This window comes from Undibacterium sp. TJN25 (assembly GCF_049339885.1).
GTDB lineage: Bacteria > Pseudomonadota > Gammaproteobacteria > Burkholderiales > Burkholderiaceae_D > Undibacterium.
Window position 1 is genome coordinate 144,090 of record NZ_JBMPPM010000008.1, and the last position, 16,209, is coordinate 160,298.

Sequence of the window (16,209 nt, forward strand, 5' to 3'; positions counted from 1 at the left end):
CTTGATTTGTCTATGCTGAAAATACTGAATGACGACGCGCTGGACCTGCTGTTCCGCCGTGCGCGCTCTCATAACGGCTGGCTCAACCAGCCCGTGCCTGACGAGTTGCTGGAGGATGTGTATGAACTGATGAAGATGGGACCGACCAGCGTCAATTCCTCGCCGGTACGCCTGCTGTTACTGCGCAGTGAGGCAGCCAAGGAGCGCTTGCGGCCTGCGCTGAACAAGGGGAATACCGACAAGGTAATGTCGGCCCCGGTCGTTGCGGTCATCGCGCATGACTTGTATTTCCATGAAAAATTGCCGCAGCTGTTCCCGCACAATCCGGGTGCCGGCTCGCTGTTCGCCGCCAATGCAGAACTGGCGGAGACAACGGCGTTTCGCAACGGTAGCCTGCAGGGCGCCTATTTCATGCTGGCGGCGCGCTCTCTGGGACTGGATTGCGGGCCGGTTTCCGGTTTTGACGCAGCCGCGGTCAACCGGGAATTTTTGCCGACGGCAGGCTGAAGGTAAATTTTTTGTGCAATGTCGGTTTTGGCGACTACAGCAAGATATTCCCGCGCAGTCCGCGCCTCAGTTTCGACCAGGCCTGCAGCCTGTTATAAGCAGCACCTACACGGATTATTCATGGACATCATTTCTTATATCGCCCTGGGCGCCTTTGCCGGTATTCTGGCCGGCTTGCTGGGGGTAGGGGGCGGCACCATCATTGTGCCTGTGCTTACTTTTGTCTTTGCCGCCCAGCATTTTCCTCCGGAGTATGTATTGCATTTTGCTCTGGGCACATCGATGGCATCCATCTTGTTTACCTCGCTGGCCAGCCTGCGCTCCCATCACCGGCGCGGTGCGGTAAACTGGGCGGTGGTCAGGCAGATTACACCCGGTATCGTTGCCGGCACCTTGCTTGGGGTATGGCTGACGTCGATGATGTCGACCCGGCTGCTGAAAATGATTTTCATCGCATTCGCCTATTTTGTCGCAGTGCAGATGCTGATGAACATCAAGCCCAGGCCCAGCCGCCAGCTGCCTGCCGGGCCTGGCATGCTGGCTTCCGGTGGTGCGATCGGCATCTTTTCCAGCTTTGTCGGGATAGGCGGAGGCACATTGTCCGTGCCTTTCATGACATGGTGTAATGTGCCGCTGCATACCGTAATCGGCACATCGGCGGCGCTGGGGTTTCCGATTGCGGTTACCGGCGCGGCAGGTTTCATTGCCAGCGGTCTGCATGTACAGGGCTTGCCGCCGCTTAGCCTCGGCTTTGTTTATTTACCCGCTCTGGCCGGCATTGCCTTTGCCAGCGTGCTGACGGCGCCATTGGGTGCGAGCATGGCGCATGCGCTGCCGGTAGCCGCACTAAAAAAATTATTTGCATTGATGCTGATTGTAGTTGGCAGCAAAATGCTAACCTCCCTTTTTTAGGAATCATTGCGAAGGATGGACATGCAAGCGCTATACCCCTTTCACCTGGCTTTTTTTGTGCGCGACCTGGATGAGGCACGCGCGTTTTATGGCGGCGTCCTCAAGTTTAGCGAAGGCCGCAGTACGGACCACTGGGTGGATTTCGATTGCCACGGCCACCAGTTGTCCTTGCACCTGAAGGCTGGCCTGCAAGTGGCCGCCCAAGGAGGGATGGTAGATGGAGACAGCGTGCCGATTCCGCATTTCGGCGTGATCCTGGATATGCCGGCTTGGCAGGCGCTGGCGGATAGCGTCAGCGCTGCCGACATTCCATTCATCGTCGAGCCGCATATACGCTTTCAAGGCGAGCCTGGCGAGCAGGCAACAATGTTTTTTTGTGACCCGTCCGGCAACGCGCTGGAATTCAAGGGATTTGCCGAAATGAACAAGGTATTTGCCAAATAAAGCCGAAGTGGCCGATTGCTCTCCTGGAAGTGATGCCTGTGCATTCAGAATAAAGCATCTAAAACATCGATTTCAAATGAAAAAACCGCAAAATTGGCTGAATTTTGCGGTTTTTCTGCTTTCTGCTTGTTTTTTTAGCGGCAGACCCCAGATTCATGACTCAGGCTCTTCCTGCCCGACAGGTAGGAAAGCTGGCTCTCGTTTATACTCTCCGCTATAACATGAGCGTGCATGCACTAGAAGCATGTAACAAAACAAAAAAACAAATAAGCCGCACCGCATTTGCCCAGATAAGAATCCGTGAGAATCACCATGTCAAGCACCGAAACGCTCAGCACAGATACCGCCCCGTTACTGGAATATGTCGAATCCTGTAAATTGCCGACTACCTGGGCGACGTTCCAGCTGCACGGCTTTGTCGAGCCTGCAACCGGCAAGGAGCATGTCGCGCTGACCCTGGGCGACGTTGCCAACGGCGAGCCGGTGCTGGCCCGTATCCATTCTGAATGCCTGACCGGCGATGCGCTGTTCAGCCAGCGTTGCGACTGTGGTCCGCAGCTGGAACTGGCGCTGCAAAAGATTGCGAAGGAAGGCCGCGGCCTGCTGATGTACCTGCGCCAGGAAGGGCGGGGCATAGGCCTGTTGAACAAGATCCGCGCTTACCATCTGCAGGATGGCGGCGCCGATACGGTAGAGGCCAATCAGCGGCTGGGATTTGCGGCGGATTTGCGCAATTACAGCTTGTGCGAACCTATGCTGAAGCACCTCGGCATCAGTTCGCTGAAGCTGATGACTAACAACCCGCGCAAGATCGATGCGATGGGCAAGATCAATGTGACGATCACCGAGCATGTGCCGCTGATCATCAAGCGCAACCAGTATAACGAACGTTATCTGAGCACCAAGGCGACCAAGCTCGGCCACCTGATCCAGCCTGAACTATAAGATAACAAGGAAATTTACTACTGAACGCCGTGCGAATGCACGGCGCTTTTGCGTCAGCTGCCGTGTCCGGCAGCCGGAGTGAGCTCTGCGTTGCTGACCTGTATCACACCCATGATGTCGGTTGCATGGCCGGCTTCTATCCACGCATCAATGCCGCCCTGCAGGGGGCGCGCCCTATGGTATCCCTTGTCCACCAGCCTTTTTGCCAGCACTGCTGCCGACGCTTCGTTGGGGCAGGAGCAATACACGACGATTTCGCGGTCTACATGCAGGTGCGGGATCAGTTCCTGCCATTCTTCCAGGCCGATGGCGAGCGCACCGGGGATGGTTTCTACCGCAATTGATCGTACGCTGGGGCCGCGCACATCCACGATGACGGGTGGCTGGCCATCCTTGATCAGGGTTTGCAGTTCGCTGACATCAATCCGCGCCATGCGCATTGCACTATTGAAGCGGCGCCGTTTCATCCATTTGAGCAGCAGGTAAGCCACCAGCAGCGTTGCCGCCACGATCACTGCCGTATTACCCATTTCCATTAGTTGGGCGCTGACCAGTTCAATATTGGGATGGAACAGTACGCCGGCGCCGATGGCTGCCGAGGCCCATAGCGCGATGCCGATGGAATCAAACATGATGAATGACGCCAGACGGAGACGCAGTGCGCCCGACATGGGGGCGATGACCAGCGACAGGCCGGGCACAAACTTGGCAATCACCAGCGTGGCCAGACCCCAGCGCTCCACCCGTAGTTCCGTCTGCCGCACACAGGAATCCGGCGACAGCGACAATCGGCACAGCAGGCGCATCACGCGCAGGCCGTAGTGGCGGCCTATGCCGTACCACACCACGTCACCGATCAGGCTGGCCAGTATTGTCACGAACAGCAAGGCGAAAATGGAAAAATGGCCGTCGGCGGCCAGCGTGCCGGACACGATCAATGTCGGCACAGTGGGCAGGGGGAGTCCAAGCTGCATCAGCAGTACATTGAGGAACACGATCAGCAGACCGTATTCGATTGCCCAATGAATCAGCGTGTGCATCATGGATAAATTTCCTGGTTATATGGGGAAAGAAGCCTGTGGAAACCATCGCGTGTCCCGTCGGGCTCTTCCCAAAGTTATGCTGCAGTCAGGACGCCATTCTGGTAATCGTGGATCGCCTGTTCTATTTCTTCCCGTGTATTCATCACGAACGGGCCGTACTGTACCACGGGCTCGCGCAACGGCCGCCCAGCCAGCACCAGGAAGCGGGCTTCGCCATCGTCCGCCGTGACGGTGATGCGTTCGCCTTCCGACAATATTCCCGCCTGATGCGTTTTCAGGTGGCGCGGCGCATCCTCGCTGCCTATCTTGAGTTTACCCTCATAAGGATACACAAAAGCGTGATAGTCGCGCTGGACTATATGCGAAAAAACTGTTCCCGCAGGCAAAATAACGTCCAGGTATAGCGGATCCGTTGTCAAACCCTGCATCGCGCCGCCCAAAGACAGTTCGTCCATCTTCAACTGGCCGGCAATGACTTTGACGCGGCCCCCGCCTGGCAGTTCCGCCACAGGAATTTCGGCAGCAGGGATATCGCGGTAGCCGGCGGCTTTCATTTTTTCCGCTGCCGGCAGGTTGATCCACAGCTGGAAGCCGCGCATGCGGCCTTCCAGTTGCTGTGGCATTTCCGAATGGATGATGCCGCGGCCCGCCGTCATCCATTGCACGCCGCCGCTGCGCAGGTCGCCCTGGTTGCCCAGGTGGTCTTCATGGCGCATGTGGCCGTCCAAAATATAGGTGACGGTTTCAAATCCGCGGTGCGGGTGGTTGGGGAATCCGGCATTGTAGTCGTCCGGGTTGTCGGACGAGAACTCATCCAGCATCAGGAAAGGATCCAGCCGCGCACCTTGCATGCTGCCAATGCTGCGTTGCAGTTTGACGCCGGCGCCATCCGAGGTGCCGACTGCGGGGATAATTCTTTGCAAGCTGCGGGTAGCAACTGCTGCCCCGTTTGAATTGTTGCTGGTGTCCATCAGAATTCCTTTCAGTTGAGCTTTTGATCTGGCGATTTTGCAACTCCATTAAATCATTTACATGATCGATAAAAAAGATCAATATTAAGATCATATTTATCTAATTATTAGATGTGAATGTACATGGAACACAAAATCGCTACAACCGAAGAAGTCCTTTCTCATCCGCATATCACGCTGGAGCAATGGCGCGCGCTGATCTCCGTGGTGGACACCGGGGGCTATGCGCAGGCTGCCGAGCAGCTGCATAAAAGCCAGTCCTCAGTAAGCTATGCGGTACAAAAGCTGGAATCCCTGCTGAATGTGCAGGCCTTTGAAATTCAAGGCCGCAAGGCGATACTGACCGGCACTGGCCAGTTGCTGTACCGGCGAGCCAAAAAACTGCTGGATGACGCCGGCGCGCTGGAAAGAGCGGCGCGCCGCCTGTCGGCGGGGTGGGAGGCGGAAATTCGCATTGCAGTGGAAATGATCTTCCCGACCTGGCTGCTGCTGGATTGTCTGCAGCAGTTCGGTCTGGAGAGTCCGCATACGCGGATAGAACTGATTGAATCGGTGCTGGCGGGCACCAGCGACGCACTGCTGCAAGGCCAGGCCGACCTGGCGATTTCGGCGCAGATACCGCCAGGCTTCCTGGGTACGCCGCTGATGCAGTTCAGGTCGCTGCCTGTCGCCAACCCGAGGCATCCGCTGCATGCATTGGGGCGCGAACTGACGCTGCAGGATGTGCGCGAGCACCGGCAACTGGTGATACGGGAAACAGACAGCAAGCGCGCCAGCAGCATACTGAGCGTGGATGCAACGCAACGCTGGACTGTCAGCCATAGTGCTACGGCGATAGAGGCAATCTGCAAAGGCTACGGGTTTGCCTGGTTCCCGGAAGATAAAATCCGTAGCGAGCTGGCAGACGGACGCCTGAAGGTCTTGCCGATGCAGGGCGGGGGAGAGCGCTTCGGCAGCCTCTACCTGGTGCTGGCCGATCCCGACTATGCCGGCCCTGCTGCACTGAGGCTGGCAGACATCATCAGGGAAACCGCCGCCAGCGAATGCCTGAAGCAGCCCTAGGTAGAGCTTTCCCGCCGCTGCTGGAGTAGGATAAGGGGGGCGTAGTTCAAGCTTCATATTCATCGGGGAGGAAGTCGCATGGCCGCCGGAACGCACAACACTAGCCCCGCAGTTCGCAAACGTGCCAAATCCAGTGCAAGCGCTGCAGAAAAATCTGTTGCAGTGTCCACGGCACAAGCCAAGCCCTTGGCCGGAACAGGTTTGCCCGGCCAGGTGGTGCTGGTGCTGCAGGGCGGCGGCGCGCTGGGCGCCTACCAGGTGGGCGTATACGAGGCGCTGCACGAGGCCGGCATAGAGCCGGACTGGGTAATAGGCACATCCATCGGTGCCATCAACGGCGCCATCGTCGCCGGCAATCCACCGGCCAAGCGCCTCGAGCGCCTGATGGAATTCTGGGATATTACGCAGCACCATAGCCGCCACCTTCCTGCCGGCAGCAATGCTGTCATCAATATGCTGACGATGGCGCACGGCATTCCGGGCTTCTTCGTTCCCAATCTTGCGTCATGGCTGGGCCTGAACGCCAATGCCGGTATAGAACAAGCTTCTTATTACCAGACGGCGCCGCTGAAGAAAACCTTGGAATCGCTGGTCGATTTTGAATACCTGAACCGGCGCGGTACAAGGCTGACGGTGGGTGCGGTCAACGCCCGCACTGGAGAGATGCGCTATTTCGATAGCCGCGATGAAACGGTAGCGGTTGAGCACGTGATGGCGTCGGGTGCGTTGCCGCCCGCCTTCCCGGCGGTGCGCATAGACGGCGAGCCCTACTGGGATGGTGGCCTGTATTCGAATACGCCGATTGAAGCGGTGCTGGATGACAAACCGCGCCGCGATGGCGTAATTTTCTCCGTACAGGTGTGGAATCCGCTGGGGCCGGAATCGGCCAATATGACGCAGGTGATGGGCAAACTGAAAGATATCCAGTATGCCAGCCGCTCCAGCCACATAGAACGCCAGCGCCAGATCCACAGGTTGCGGCATGTGATCCGCGAGCTGGCGCTGAAGCTGCCTCCGGAATTAAGGGACGATCCTGAATGCAAGGAGCTGGCCGCCTGGGGCTGCGGCACGACCATGCACATCATCAAACTCAATGCACCGGTGCTAGCCGGCGAGGATTATACGAAAGATATCGATTTCACTGCCAGGGGCATACGCGCGCGCTGGCAGGCCGGCCTCGACGAAACGCGGCGCGTGATCGCCGGCAGGCCGTGGACTGCCGACGTGGATCCGATTGAAGGCGTCATGATCCATGAAACCAGGGATGCCTGAGCGCCAGAACAGCGAAGTGCTGTGCGATAAACCCGGATCTTTCTTCCCTGCTACAAAATACAGGCGGCCTTGCGCTTGAAATAGCGGCATGCAGCAGCATGTAGAGCCTGTATGTAGAAACAAGGCATGTGCCTGGCTTCGCATATTTCCGGCAGGGTGAGCAAATTGCATCGCCTGCCATGTTGATTGATATTGCGATAATGCCAGGATCCTATGCCTTCAGTCTCCCGACTTCTTATTTTATTCGCCATTATCGCGGCGGCTCATGCCTTTCTCGGCTTCAGCCTGTTTTCCGCGCTGGGCCTGGAAGGATTGGGGCTGGCTGCGGCGTGGCTTGCTTTGTTGGCGTCCACGCTGATGTTGCCCATGGGGCTGCTGGCGCCAATGATGAAGAATAAAAATCTTTCCGACAAGCTGGCCTGGGCTGGCCTGATTGTCATGGGCCTGTTTTCCTCGCTGTTTGTACTGACCTTGCTGCGCGACCTGCTATTGTTGCCGTTGTCGTTTGCCGTACCGGCGCAATACTACTCGCAGTTGAATGAGCGATCGGCGCTGGTCGTGCTGGCCGGCGCCGTGTTGTTTACTGTCTTGGGCTGGTTCAATGCGCGCCGTCGCGCCGCAGTGGTGGATGTTACCGTGCCTATTACGGATTTGCCGGCTGAACTGGTCGGTTTTACGATTGCACAGATCAGCGACATCCATGTCGGCGCGACCATCAAACGCCGCTACCTGTCGGCGATCGTGGACAAGGTCAACAGCCTGAATGCCGACATGGTGGCAGTCACTGGCGACCTGGTGGACGGACGCGTGCCGGAATTGAAGGCCCATACCTCACCTTTAAAGCGGCTGCATTCCCGCCACGGCACCTATTTTGTGACCGGCAACCATGAATACTATTCAGGCGTCTTGCCGTGGATAGATGAATTGCGCAAGCTGGGATTGACCGTGTTGCTGAATGAGCATGTGACCTTGCAGCACGAAGGCCGTACTATTGTGGTGGCAGGCGTCACTGATTATAACGCCGGGCATTTTTATGCCGACCATGCCAGCGATCCTGCCGGCGCCTTGCGCGGCGCGCCGCAGGATGCATCCGTCAAGCTGCTGCTGGCGCATCAGCCGCGCAGTTCGTTCAAGGCAGCGGATGAGGATTATGACTTGCAGTTGTCCGGCCATACGCACGGCGGACAATTCTTTCCGTGGAATTTCTTCGTGCGCTTCCAGCAACCTTTTACTGCCGGCCTGCACAAGATCAAGAATCTGTGGGTGTATACCAGCCGCGGTACCGGCTACTGGGGGCCGCCGAAACGGCTGGGCGCACCGTCCGAAATCACCCGCATACGCCTGTCGCGTGCTTGAGTAGGTGAGATGGACGCTACAGACGAGACTGGCGTTTATTCGGACTTGCTGTCCAGGCGTTTTTCGCTGATGCTGGCCTTGGCTCTTTCCAGCATGTCGATTGCCGCCGGGCCGCGCATCAGCGTCACTGCCACCGCCAGCGCGTCGATGTAAGTCAGGTGCGCCAGGCGCGAGGTCATTGGCGTATAGATGTCCGGGTCTTCTTCCACGTCCACGCTGATATGCACGTCGGCCAGTTCGGCCAGCGGGCCGCCGCTGGCGCATAGCACCAGCACTTTTGCTCCCGCGTTCTTGGCCAGTTGCACGCTGCGTATCATGTCGCGCGTGCGACCGGTGCGTGAGAAGGCCACCACGACACAGTCGCTGTTCAGCAGCGTTGCCGATTGCGCCTGCAAGTGGGCATCGCAAAAAACGGTAGTGGGAATGCCGAAACGAAAAAATTTCAACTGCGCATCTATCGCCAGCGCGCCGGAATATCCCAGGCCGTAGCACTCTATGCGGCGCGCGCGCGACAGCAGGCTGACCGCAGCTTCAAAGGTGGCGGTGTTGGCAGTATTGCGCGCCTCCATCAGTGTCGCAATCGTGCGGTCGAATACCTTGGGAAGAACGTCGCGCACCTGGTCCGCCTGGTTAACGTCCAGGTGCAGGTAAGGGATGCCGGTTGCCAGGCTTTTTGCAAAGGCCAGCTTGAAACTCTTGAAGCCTTCAAAGCCCATGGACTGGGAAAAGCGCGCCACCGTGGGTTCGCTGACGTCGCAAGCCTGCGCCAGTACGCGTATCGACATTTCCAGGCTGTCATGCGGTTTCTGCAGCAGGAATTCGGCTACTTGCCGTTCGGCGCGGCTCAGTGCTGTGCTGGCAGTGCGTATACGCGCCAGCAAGCCTTTTTCCGGCGGAACCGCCTTGGATAAGGGGGCAGCAGATAAAGGGGGCATGGGCGCTTCCTGACTTTTATGGCGCATCATGGGCTCCAGAATACATCCACGGCGCAAGTTGCTTCGCGCAGCAGCGTGCTGACCGGCAGGTTGTTGCTATCGGCGCTGTCGAGTACCTGGCGCTTGTCGCGGCCGGTAATCACCAGCCAGATGCGTTCTGCATTCAGCAGTCGCGACAGCGACAGCGAAATACGCTCTTGTCCGGATTGCGGATTGGTCGCAGCCACACACAGGCTGGCGGGGTTGTTGACGAGCAAATGCGGCGCTCCGGGAAACAGCGACGCTACATGGCCGTCAGCGCCCATGCCCAGCAGCACGGCGTCGAAGGCGGCGGGTAATTGCTGCGCGAGCCGGTTGCTGACCGAAGGAACGGCGTCAGCAGGCGTGGTGTCCGGCGTTTTGAGCGACACCAGTTGCCAGTGCTGCACATCGTGATTGGATGTTTCCAGGCATTGCCGGAACAGGCCTTCATTGCTCTGCGGATCGGCATCGCTGACCCAGCGCTCATCGGTGGCGACCAGTTTTATCTTTTCCGCCGGTGTGGGCGACGCTGCCAGTAAGGCGTCGAGCTGGCGGTAGATTGGCGCCGGCGTGGTGCCGCCGGCCAGTGCAAAACTGCTGCCCGGCTTTTCTTTGATGATGTCCAGCCACTGCGCGGACAGCGCATCGCTCAGTGATGCGAAATCCGTAAATTCATGTATGCGCACCATGGCTCAACCCTCCACGAATTCTTCGCCCCAGCTGGAGCCGCTCTGGGCCAGCAGGTAGCTGGCCGCTGCCGGGCCCCAGCTGCCGGCGATATAAGATTTCAAGCCTTCCGTGTCGGATTGCCATGCGCTCATGACCGGATCGATCCAGTCCCAGGCGGCGCCCAGCTCATCGTCGCGCACGAACAGCGTCAGGTCGCCGTGCATCGCATCCAGCAGCAGGCGCTCATAACTTTCCACGCGGCGTGAGTTGGAGGCTTCGGCAAAATCGAGGTTCAATGCCACGTCGGACAGACGTATGCCTTCGCCCGGCTCTTTGGCCTTCAGGAACAGTTCCACGCTTTCTTCCGGCTGCAGTGAAATCACCAGGCGGTTGGAGCGCAGGTTGCGCTGCGAGGCGCCGAAAATGGAGTAGGGGATAGGCTTGAAGTTGATGGTGATTTCTGCGCTGCGGGTCGCCATGCGTTTGCCGGTACGCAGGAAAAAAGGCACGCCGGCCCAGCGCCAGTTGTCGATTTCAGCACGGATTGCGACAAAGGTCTCGGTACGCGATGCAGGCGGCACGCCGGGTTCCGCCTGATAGGAGATTACGGGTTTGCCGTCTACCGCGCCGGCACGATACTGGCCGCGCACGGTTTTTTTGCTGACTTCTTCCGGAGTAAATTTATGCAGCGCGCGCAAGACCTTGACCTTTTCGTCGCGGATGGAGTCGGCGCCGGCATTCACCGGAGGTTCCATCGCAACGATGGACAGCAGTTGCAGCAGATGGTTTTGCACCATGTCGCGCAGCGCGCCGGTATGGTCGTAAAAATCGCCGCGCGATTCCACGCCCACCTGTTCCGAAATCGAAATCTGCACATCCTGTATCCACTTGCGGTTCCACAGCGGTTCCAGGAAGGAGTTTGCAAAGCGCAGCGCCAGCAGGTTCTGCACCATTTCCTTACCGAGGTAATGGTCAATACGATAGATCTGGCTTTCTTTCAGATATTTGCGCAGCGCTACGTTGATGTCGCGCGCCGACTGCGCATCACGCCCCAGCGGTTTTTCCACCACTACCCGCGCATTGCCGCTGACCAGGTCTTGCACTGATAGCCGCTGTACGATAGGTTCAAACAGGTCGGGACCGGTGGCCAGGTAGAACAGCGTGGCATTGGCCTCCGACGTATGCACTTTCTGTTTCAGGCTTTCAAAGTCCGCGGCTTCGCGTGCATCTATCTTGGCGTAATGTGTCAGCGCAAGAAAATCCCTCAATTGTTCCGGCGTATTGCCGCAGTCGCTGGCGCAATAGTTTTCTATGCTGGTGGACACGCGCTGGCGAAAGTCTTCGTCTGCCAGCGCCTCGCGTGCGGCGCCGATGAACATGAAGTTCTTGTCCAGCCGGCCATTGACGAATGCGCTGAACAGCGCCGGAATGATCTTGCGCTTGGCGAGATCGCCAGTGCCGCCGAACAATACAAAAGTGGTCATGCTGACTCCGAATGTGATTAGCCCTATTATGGATGCAACGCTTAAGGACAGGCTTGGTTGGTCGAGAAAATGCCGTATTGTGATTATGCCATATTATCGTCAGAAATGTAGTTTCATTACGATATTTTAAGTTTATTTATGTCAATATTGGTCATAATTAACGATAAATGAAAGTTTGTTACAGAATTTCTGAATTTGTGCTATCTTTCTGTCATCTGAACTGGTGAGGTGTCCGGGTGCTTCCGCGCCGGAGACTTCCGTCGTATGAAAGCGAACCCATGAGCACAGTTGAACAAGCTACGCAGAATTCCCTTAATCCCGTTATAGACCGCGTCACCAGGCGTATCGCCGAGCGCAGCAAGACGCTGCGCGATGAATATCTGGCCCGGCTGGAGCAGATGCGCAGCCGCGGTCCGCGGCGCGGCAACTTGTCCTGCGCCAATCAGGCGCATGCCCATGCGGCGGCGCAGCCTGGCACCAAAATCTGGCTGAATGAAGCCAAGCGGCCCAACATCGGCATCGTCACCTCCTACAACGATATGCTGTCGGCCCACCAGCCATACGAAAGTTATCCTGAGCAAATCAGGCAGACTGCGATGCGCTTGGGCGCCACTGCGCAGGTTGCCGGCGGGGTGCCCGCAATGTGTGATGGCGTTACGCAGGGTCGTCCCGGCATGGAGCTGTCTCTGTTTTCGCGCGACGTGATTGCGCAGGCGACCGCGGTTGCGCTGTCGCACGACAGTTTTGATGCGGCCTTATGTCTGGGTATCTGCGACAAGATCGTGCCCGGCCTGCTGATAGGTGCGCTGGCATTCGGCCATCTGCCGACCATCTTCGTGCCGGCCGGCCCCATGGGTTCGGGTTTGTCCAATAAGGAAAAAGCGGCGGTGCGTGAGCGTTATGCCCAAGGCAAGGCGACTAAAGAAGAGTTGCTGGCCGCGGAAAATGCGGCATACCATAGTGCCGGCACCTGCACTTTCTACGGTACTGCCAACAGCAACCAGATGCTGCTGGAAGCAATGGGCCTGCATCTTCCCGGTGCTGCTTTCGTCCATCCGGACGATCCTCTGCGTGCTGTGCTGACGGATGCAACAGTGGAGCGCGTGCTGCAATTGACCGAGCAGGGCGGTAACTACACGCCTATCGGCCACGTAGTCAACGAAAAAACCATCGTCAATGCCGTCATCGCCTTGTTGGCAACAGGCGGCTCTACTAATCATACGATCCACTGGATATCGGTCGCGCGCGCCGCCGGCATACTGATCGACTGGCAGGATTTCGATGAACTGTCCTCCGTCATTCCTTTACTGACCAGGGTTTATCCAAACGGCACCGCCGACGTCAATGCGTTTGAAGATGCAGGCGGCCCGGTCTTTGTGATACGCGAATTGTTGTCGGCGGGTCTGATGCATGCCGATGTCAAGACAGTGTACGGTTCTGAGGGCCTGCAATCGCATGTTACCCGGCCTGTACTGACAGAAGATCGCAAGGTGAAATGGCAGGCCTTGCCCGATGTTTCGACCAACCGCGACGTTGTGCGCAACGTGACCGAGCCGTTTGCGCCGACCGGCGGTCTGCGCCTGCTGGATGGCAACATCGGGCGGGCCATTGTCAAGGCATCCGCCGTGCCGGAAGACGCATGGATCATCCGTGCCCCGGCCAAGGTATTCGATTCGCAGGATGCATTGGTGGGTGCTTACAAAGCCGGCCAGTTGAACATGGATTTTGTCGCGGTTGTGATCTTCCAGGGGCCGCAAGCTAACGGCATGCCGGAACTGCACCATTTCACGCCGGTGCTGGGCAGCCTGATGTCGGCCGGCTACAAGGTTGCGCTGGTAACGGACGGCCGCATGTCCGGCGCTTCGGGCAAGGTGCCGGCGGCACTGCACGTCAGCCCGGAAGCCGCACAGGGCGGCCATATCGCCAAGGTGCAGGATGGCGATATCGTGGAACTGAATGTGCATACCGGAGAATTGCGCGCGCTGGTGTCGGAAGAGGAGTGGGCGGCCCGGCCGCTGCGCCGTGTCAGTGCCGATTCCAGCCACGGCTACGGCCGCGACCTGTTCGTTGCGCAGCGCCGTGTGGTGACGACGCCCGAGCAGGGCGCCTCCACGCTGTTTATCGATTAAGAGATTTTATCTTTCAGTACAGATCACCAGAATTTTTTCGCAAGCCCTAGAACAAACCGAGACCGATATGAGCGCAATCAAACTGAGCAAGCAAGAAATCATCAGGCAACTGGAACACCTTCGCGTGCTGCCCATCCTCGTGACCAACGATGTGGAACAGGCGATACGCTGTGTGAAAACACTGGCGGAGAATGGCCTGCCGGCAGTGGAAATCACACTGCGCACGCCGGATGCGTTGACGGTGTTGCGCGAAGTGGTCAGGGCCTGCCCGGAAGTGACGGTTGGCGCAGGCACGATATTGACGCCGGCACAGCTGGATGCCGTGCAGGAAGCCGGCGCCACCTTCGGCATCAGCCCCGGCATCACACCGGTGCTGGCGCGCGCGGCTGCCGCATCCAGCCTGCCTTATTTCCCCGGCGTAGGCGGCGCCAGCGACCTGATGCTGGCGCTGGAAAACGATTTCAACGTCGTCAAGCTGTTCCCGTCCGATCTTCTGGGTGCGACCAAGATGGCCAAGGCGCTGGGTGGCCCTTTCCCGGATGTGCGTTTCTGCCTGACCGGCGGCGTGACCGTGGAAGCGACTCCACAATTGCTGCAACAAAAAAATATCCTGTGCGTAGGCGGTTCATGGATGTGCCCGGCCTCGCTGATCGAAGCCAATGACTGGGCCACCATCGGCAAACTGGCGGCGCAAGCTGCAGCAGCGGCAAAATAAACTCCACCGGCGATTTGAGACCATGGCTAATTCTGTTTCACACAGCCCTTTGTGGGGACTGCTGCAGCAACGCGCAACCAATACCCCTAGCCTGAAGGATCTGTTCCGCGCGGATCCGCAGCGCTTCATGCATTTCTCCGCATCTGCCTGCGGCATCCTGCTGGATTATTCCAAGCAGAGGATAGATACCACCGCCAAGCTGAACCTGCTGGCGCTGGCGCGCCAGCAGCAGGTGGAAGCCCGCCGCGACGCGATGCTGGCCGGCGAGGCGATCAACCATACCGAAAATCGCGCGGTGTTGCATACAGTGCTGCGCTTGCCGAAGGGTGAATCCTTCAGCCTGAAAGGCGAAAATATCGCCGCCAGCGTACACCAGGTGCTGGCGCAGATGCGCAGTTTCAGCGACGCGGTGCGTGAAGGGCGCTGGCTGGGATATTCCGGCAAGGCTATCCGCACCATCGTCAATATCGGCATCGGCGGCTCCGACCTTGGCCCGCAGATGGCCTGCATTGCATTGGCGCCATGGTCGCATAAAAACCTGTCGCTGCATTTTGTGTCGAATGTGGACGGTCGCCATGTTGCCGACGCGCTCAAGAACGCCGATCCGGAAACTACGCTGTTCGTCGTCGCGTCCAAGACTTTTTCGACGATGGAAACGCTGACCAATGCCAGGACTGCGCGCGAGTGGATGCTGGCGCACGGCTGCCCGGAAGACGGCATACGCCAGCATTTCGTCGCCCTGAGTACCAATGTGGATGCAGCAAAGGAGTTCGGTATTGCACCGGAAAACGTCTTCCCATTCTGGAGCTGGGCAGGCGGCCGTTATTCGATGTGGAGCGCCATCGGCCTGTCGATTGCGCTGTACATCGGCGCCGACAAATTTGAAGAGATGCTGGCCGGTGCGCATGAAATGGACCTGCATTTCGCGCAGGCGCCGATGGAGCAGAACCTGCCCATGCTGATGGCGCTGATCGGAGTGTGGAATATCAATTTCCTGGGCCTGCAGGCTTTATCGATTGCTCCCTACCATCAGCGCATGACGCGCTTGCCTGCCTATTTGCAGCAGTTGGAGATGGAGAGCAATGGCAAATCCGTCACACGCGAAGGGCAGCGGGTTGACTACGCCACGTCTCCTGTGCTGTTCGGCGAGGCCGGCACCAATGGTCAGCACGCTTACTTTCAGTTGCTGCACCAGGGCGCTACCATCATCCCTACCGATTTCATCGTTGTGGCCGAAGATGATTCCGGCCTGCCCGGGCATAACCAGGCCTTGCTGGCGAACTGCTTTGCGCAATCCAAGGCGATGGCGCTGGGCAAGGATATCCAGCAGGTCAGGGCAGAGCTCGGCGATGTGTCGGAAAAGCTGCTGCCGCATCGCGTGTTCGAAGGCAACCGTCCAAGCTCGACTTTGCTGCTGGATGCGCTGACGCCGAAGTCTCTGGGCGCGCTGATTGCACTGTATGAGCATAAAGTGTTTGTACAATCGGTGATCTGGGATATCAACGCGTTCGACCAGTGGGGCGTGGAACTCGGCAAGTCGCTGGCCCAGCAATTGATCAGCCTGGATCCGGCAGCGGTCAAGGAAGAATACGATAGCTCTACACGCGGCCTGTTGCAGGCGCTCCGACGAAAAATTCCGGCTGCAGGCAAGAACTAATTTCCGCGGCGAAATTTTTTTGTGACACGTCAGCGACGTTAATGACCTTTATACGCTGACAGGCATTTACTCCATTGCAAAACAATG

At 58.1% G+C, this 16,209-nt stretch carries 14 protein-coding genes and 1 pseudogene; 10 read left to right on the forward strand and 5 right to left on the reverse strand.

Annotated features, from left to right (window positions below; all coding sequences use genetic code 11):
- The first annotated feature begins 12 nt into the window (after positions 1 to 12).
- The 4 genes and pseudogenes from ACO0LO_RS20305 (at position 13) to ribA (ending at position 2,808) form a co-directional block, all read left to right on the forward strand.
- Positions 13 to 605, forward strand: a pseudogene (locus tag ACO0LO_RS20305) (malonic semialdehyde reductase).
- 22 nt (positions 606 to 627) lie between these two features.
- On the forward strand, positions 628 to 1,419 hold the full coding sequence (locus ACO0LO_RS20310; protein WP_422966796.1) for a sulfite exporter TauE/SafE family protein: 792 nt from the start codon (positions 628 to 630) through the stop codon (positions 1,417 to 1,419).
- Between the two features lie 21 nt (positions 1,420 to 1,440).
- A complete protein-coding gene (locus tag ACO0LO_RS20315) occupies positions 1,441 to 1,863 on the forward strand; it encodes a VOC family protein (RefSeq protein ID WP_422966798.1) in 423 nt (140 codons plus the stop codon).
- A 312-nt stretch (positions 1,864 to 2,175) separates the two neighbouring features.
- Positions 2,176 to 2,808, forward strand: coding sequence for a GTP cyclohydrolase II (ribA, locus tag ACO0LO_RS20320; RefSeq protein ID WP_422966800.1), 633 nt, complete (start codon positions 2,176 to 2,178; stop codon positions 2,806 to 2,808).
- 53 nt (positions 2,809 to 2,861) lie between these two features.
- Here the strand turns inward: ribA and ACO0LO_RS20325 are convergent, their stop codons facing one another.
- Both ACO0LO_RS20325 and ACO0LO_RS20330 read right to left on the reverse strand, forming a co-directional pair.
- A complete protein-coding gene (locus ACO0LO_RS20325) occupies positions 2,862 to 3,851 on the reverse strand; it encodes a DedA family protein/thiosulfate sulfurtransferase GlpE (protein WP_422966802.1) in 990 nt (329 codons plus the stop codon).
- 74 nt (positions 3,852 to 3,925) lie between these two features.
- On the reverse strand, positions 3,926 to 4,822 hold the full coding sequence (locus tag ACO0LO_RS20330; RefSeq protein WP_422966803.1) for a pirin family protein: 897 nt from the start codon (positions 4,820 to 4,822) through the stop codon (positions 3,926 to 3,928).
- A gap of 123 nt (positions 4,823 to 4,945) precedes the next feature.
- Here ACO0LO_RS20330 and ACO0LO_RS20335 point away from each other — a divergent pair, with 123 nt between their 5' ends.
- From ACO0LO_RS20335 to ACO0LO_RS20345, 3 genes are all read left to right on the forward strand, one after another.
- Positions 4,946 to 5,884, forward strand: coding sequence for a LysR family transcriptional regulator (locus ACO0LO_RS20335; RefSeq protein WP_422966805.1), 939 nt, complete (start codon positions 4,946 to 4,948; stop codon positions 5,882 to 5,884).
- Positions 5,885 to 5,962: 78 nt separating this feature from the next.
- Positions 5,963 to 7,156, forward strand: coding sequence for a patatin-like phospholipase family protein (locus ACO0LO_RS20340; RefSeq protein WP_422966807.1), 1,194 nt, complete (start codon positions 5,963 to 5,965; stop codon positions 7,154 to 7,156).
- A 213-nt stretch (positions 7,157 to 7,369) separates the two neighbouring features.
- Positions 7,370 to 8,512, forward strand: a complete 1,143-nt coding sequence (locus tag ACO0LO_RS20345) for a metallophosphoesterase (RefSeq protein ID WP_422966809.1) — start codon at positions 7,370 to 7,372, stop codon at positions 8,510 to 8,512.
- 35 nt (positions 8,513 to 8,547) lie between these two features.
- Here the strand turns inward: ACO0LO_RS20345 and ACO0LO_RS20350 are convergent, their stop codons facing one another.
- The 3 genes from ACO0LO_RS20350 to zwf are packed head-to-tail and all read right to left on the reverse strand — an operon-like array spanning position 8,548 to position 11,621.
- A complete protein-coding gene (locus tag ACO0LO_RS20350) occupies positions 8,548 to 9,447 on the reverse strand; it encodes an SIS domain-containing protein (RefSeq protein WP_422966811.1) in 900 nt (299 codons plus the stop codon).
- Between the two features lie 26 nt (positions 9,448 to 9,473).
- Positions 9,474 to 10,157: a 6-phosphogluconolactonase gene (gene pgl, locus ACO0LO_RS20355; RefSeq protein WP_422966813.1), complete on the reverse strand. Its 684-nt coding sequence runs from the start codon at positions 10,155 to 10,157 to the stop codon at positions 9,474 to 9,476.
- 3 nt (positions 10,158 to 10,160) lie between these two features.
- Positions 10,161 to 11,621: a glucose-6-phosphate dehydrogenase gene (gene zwf, locus ACO0LO_RS20360; RefSeq protein WP_422966815.1), complete on the reverse strand. Its 1,461-nt coding sequence runs from the start codon at positions 11,619 to 11,621 to the stop codon at positions 10,161 to 10,163.
- A gap of 278 nt (positions 11,622 to 11,899) precedes the next feature.
- Here zwf and edd point away from each other — a divergent pair, with 278 nt between their 5' ends.
- The 3 genes from edd (at position 11,900) to pgi (ending at position 16,122) form a co-directional block, all read left to right on the forward strand.
- Complete coding sequence (gene edd, locus ACO0LO_RS20365) at positions 11,900 to 13,750, forward strand: phosphogluconate dehydratase (RefSeq protein WP_422966817.1); 1,851 nt, start codon at positions 11,900 to 11,902, stop codon at positions 13,748 to 13,750.
- A 67-nt stretch (positions 13,751 to 13,817) separates the two neighbouring features.
- Positions 13,818 to 14,465: a bifunctional 4-hydroxy-2-oxoglutarate aldolase/2-dehydro-3-deoxy-phosphogluconate aldolase gene (gene eda / locus ACO0LO_RS20370; RefSeq protein ID WP_422966819.1), complete on the forward strand. Its 648-nt coding sequence runs from the start codon at positions 13,818 to 13,820 to the stop codon at positions 14,463 to 14,465.
- A 22-nt stretch (positions 14,466 to 14,487) separates the two neighbouring features.
- Positions 14,488 to 16,122 (forward strand): glucose-6-phosphate isomerase, encoded by a 1,635-nt coding sequence (gene pgi, locus ACO0LO_RS20375; RefSeq protein ID WP_422966821.1) that lies wholly within the window; start codon positions 14,488 to 14,490, stop codon positions 16,120 to 16,122.
- Positions 16,123 to 16,209 lie beyond the last annotated feature (87 nt).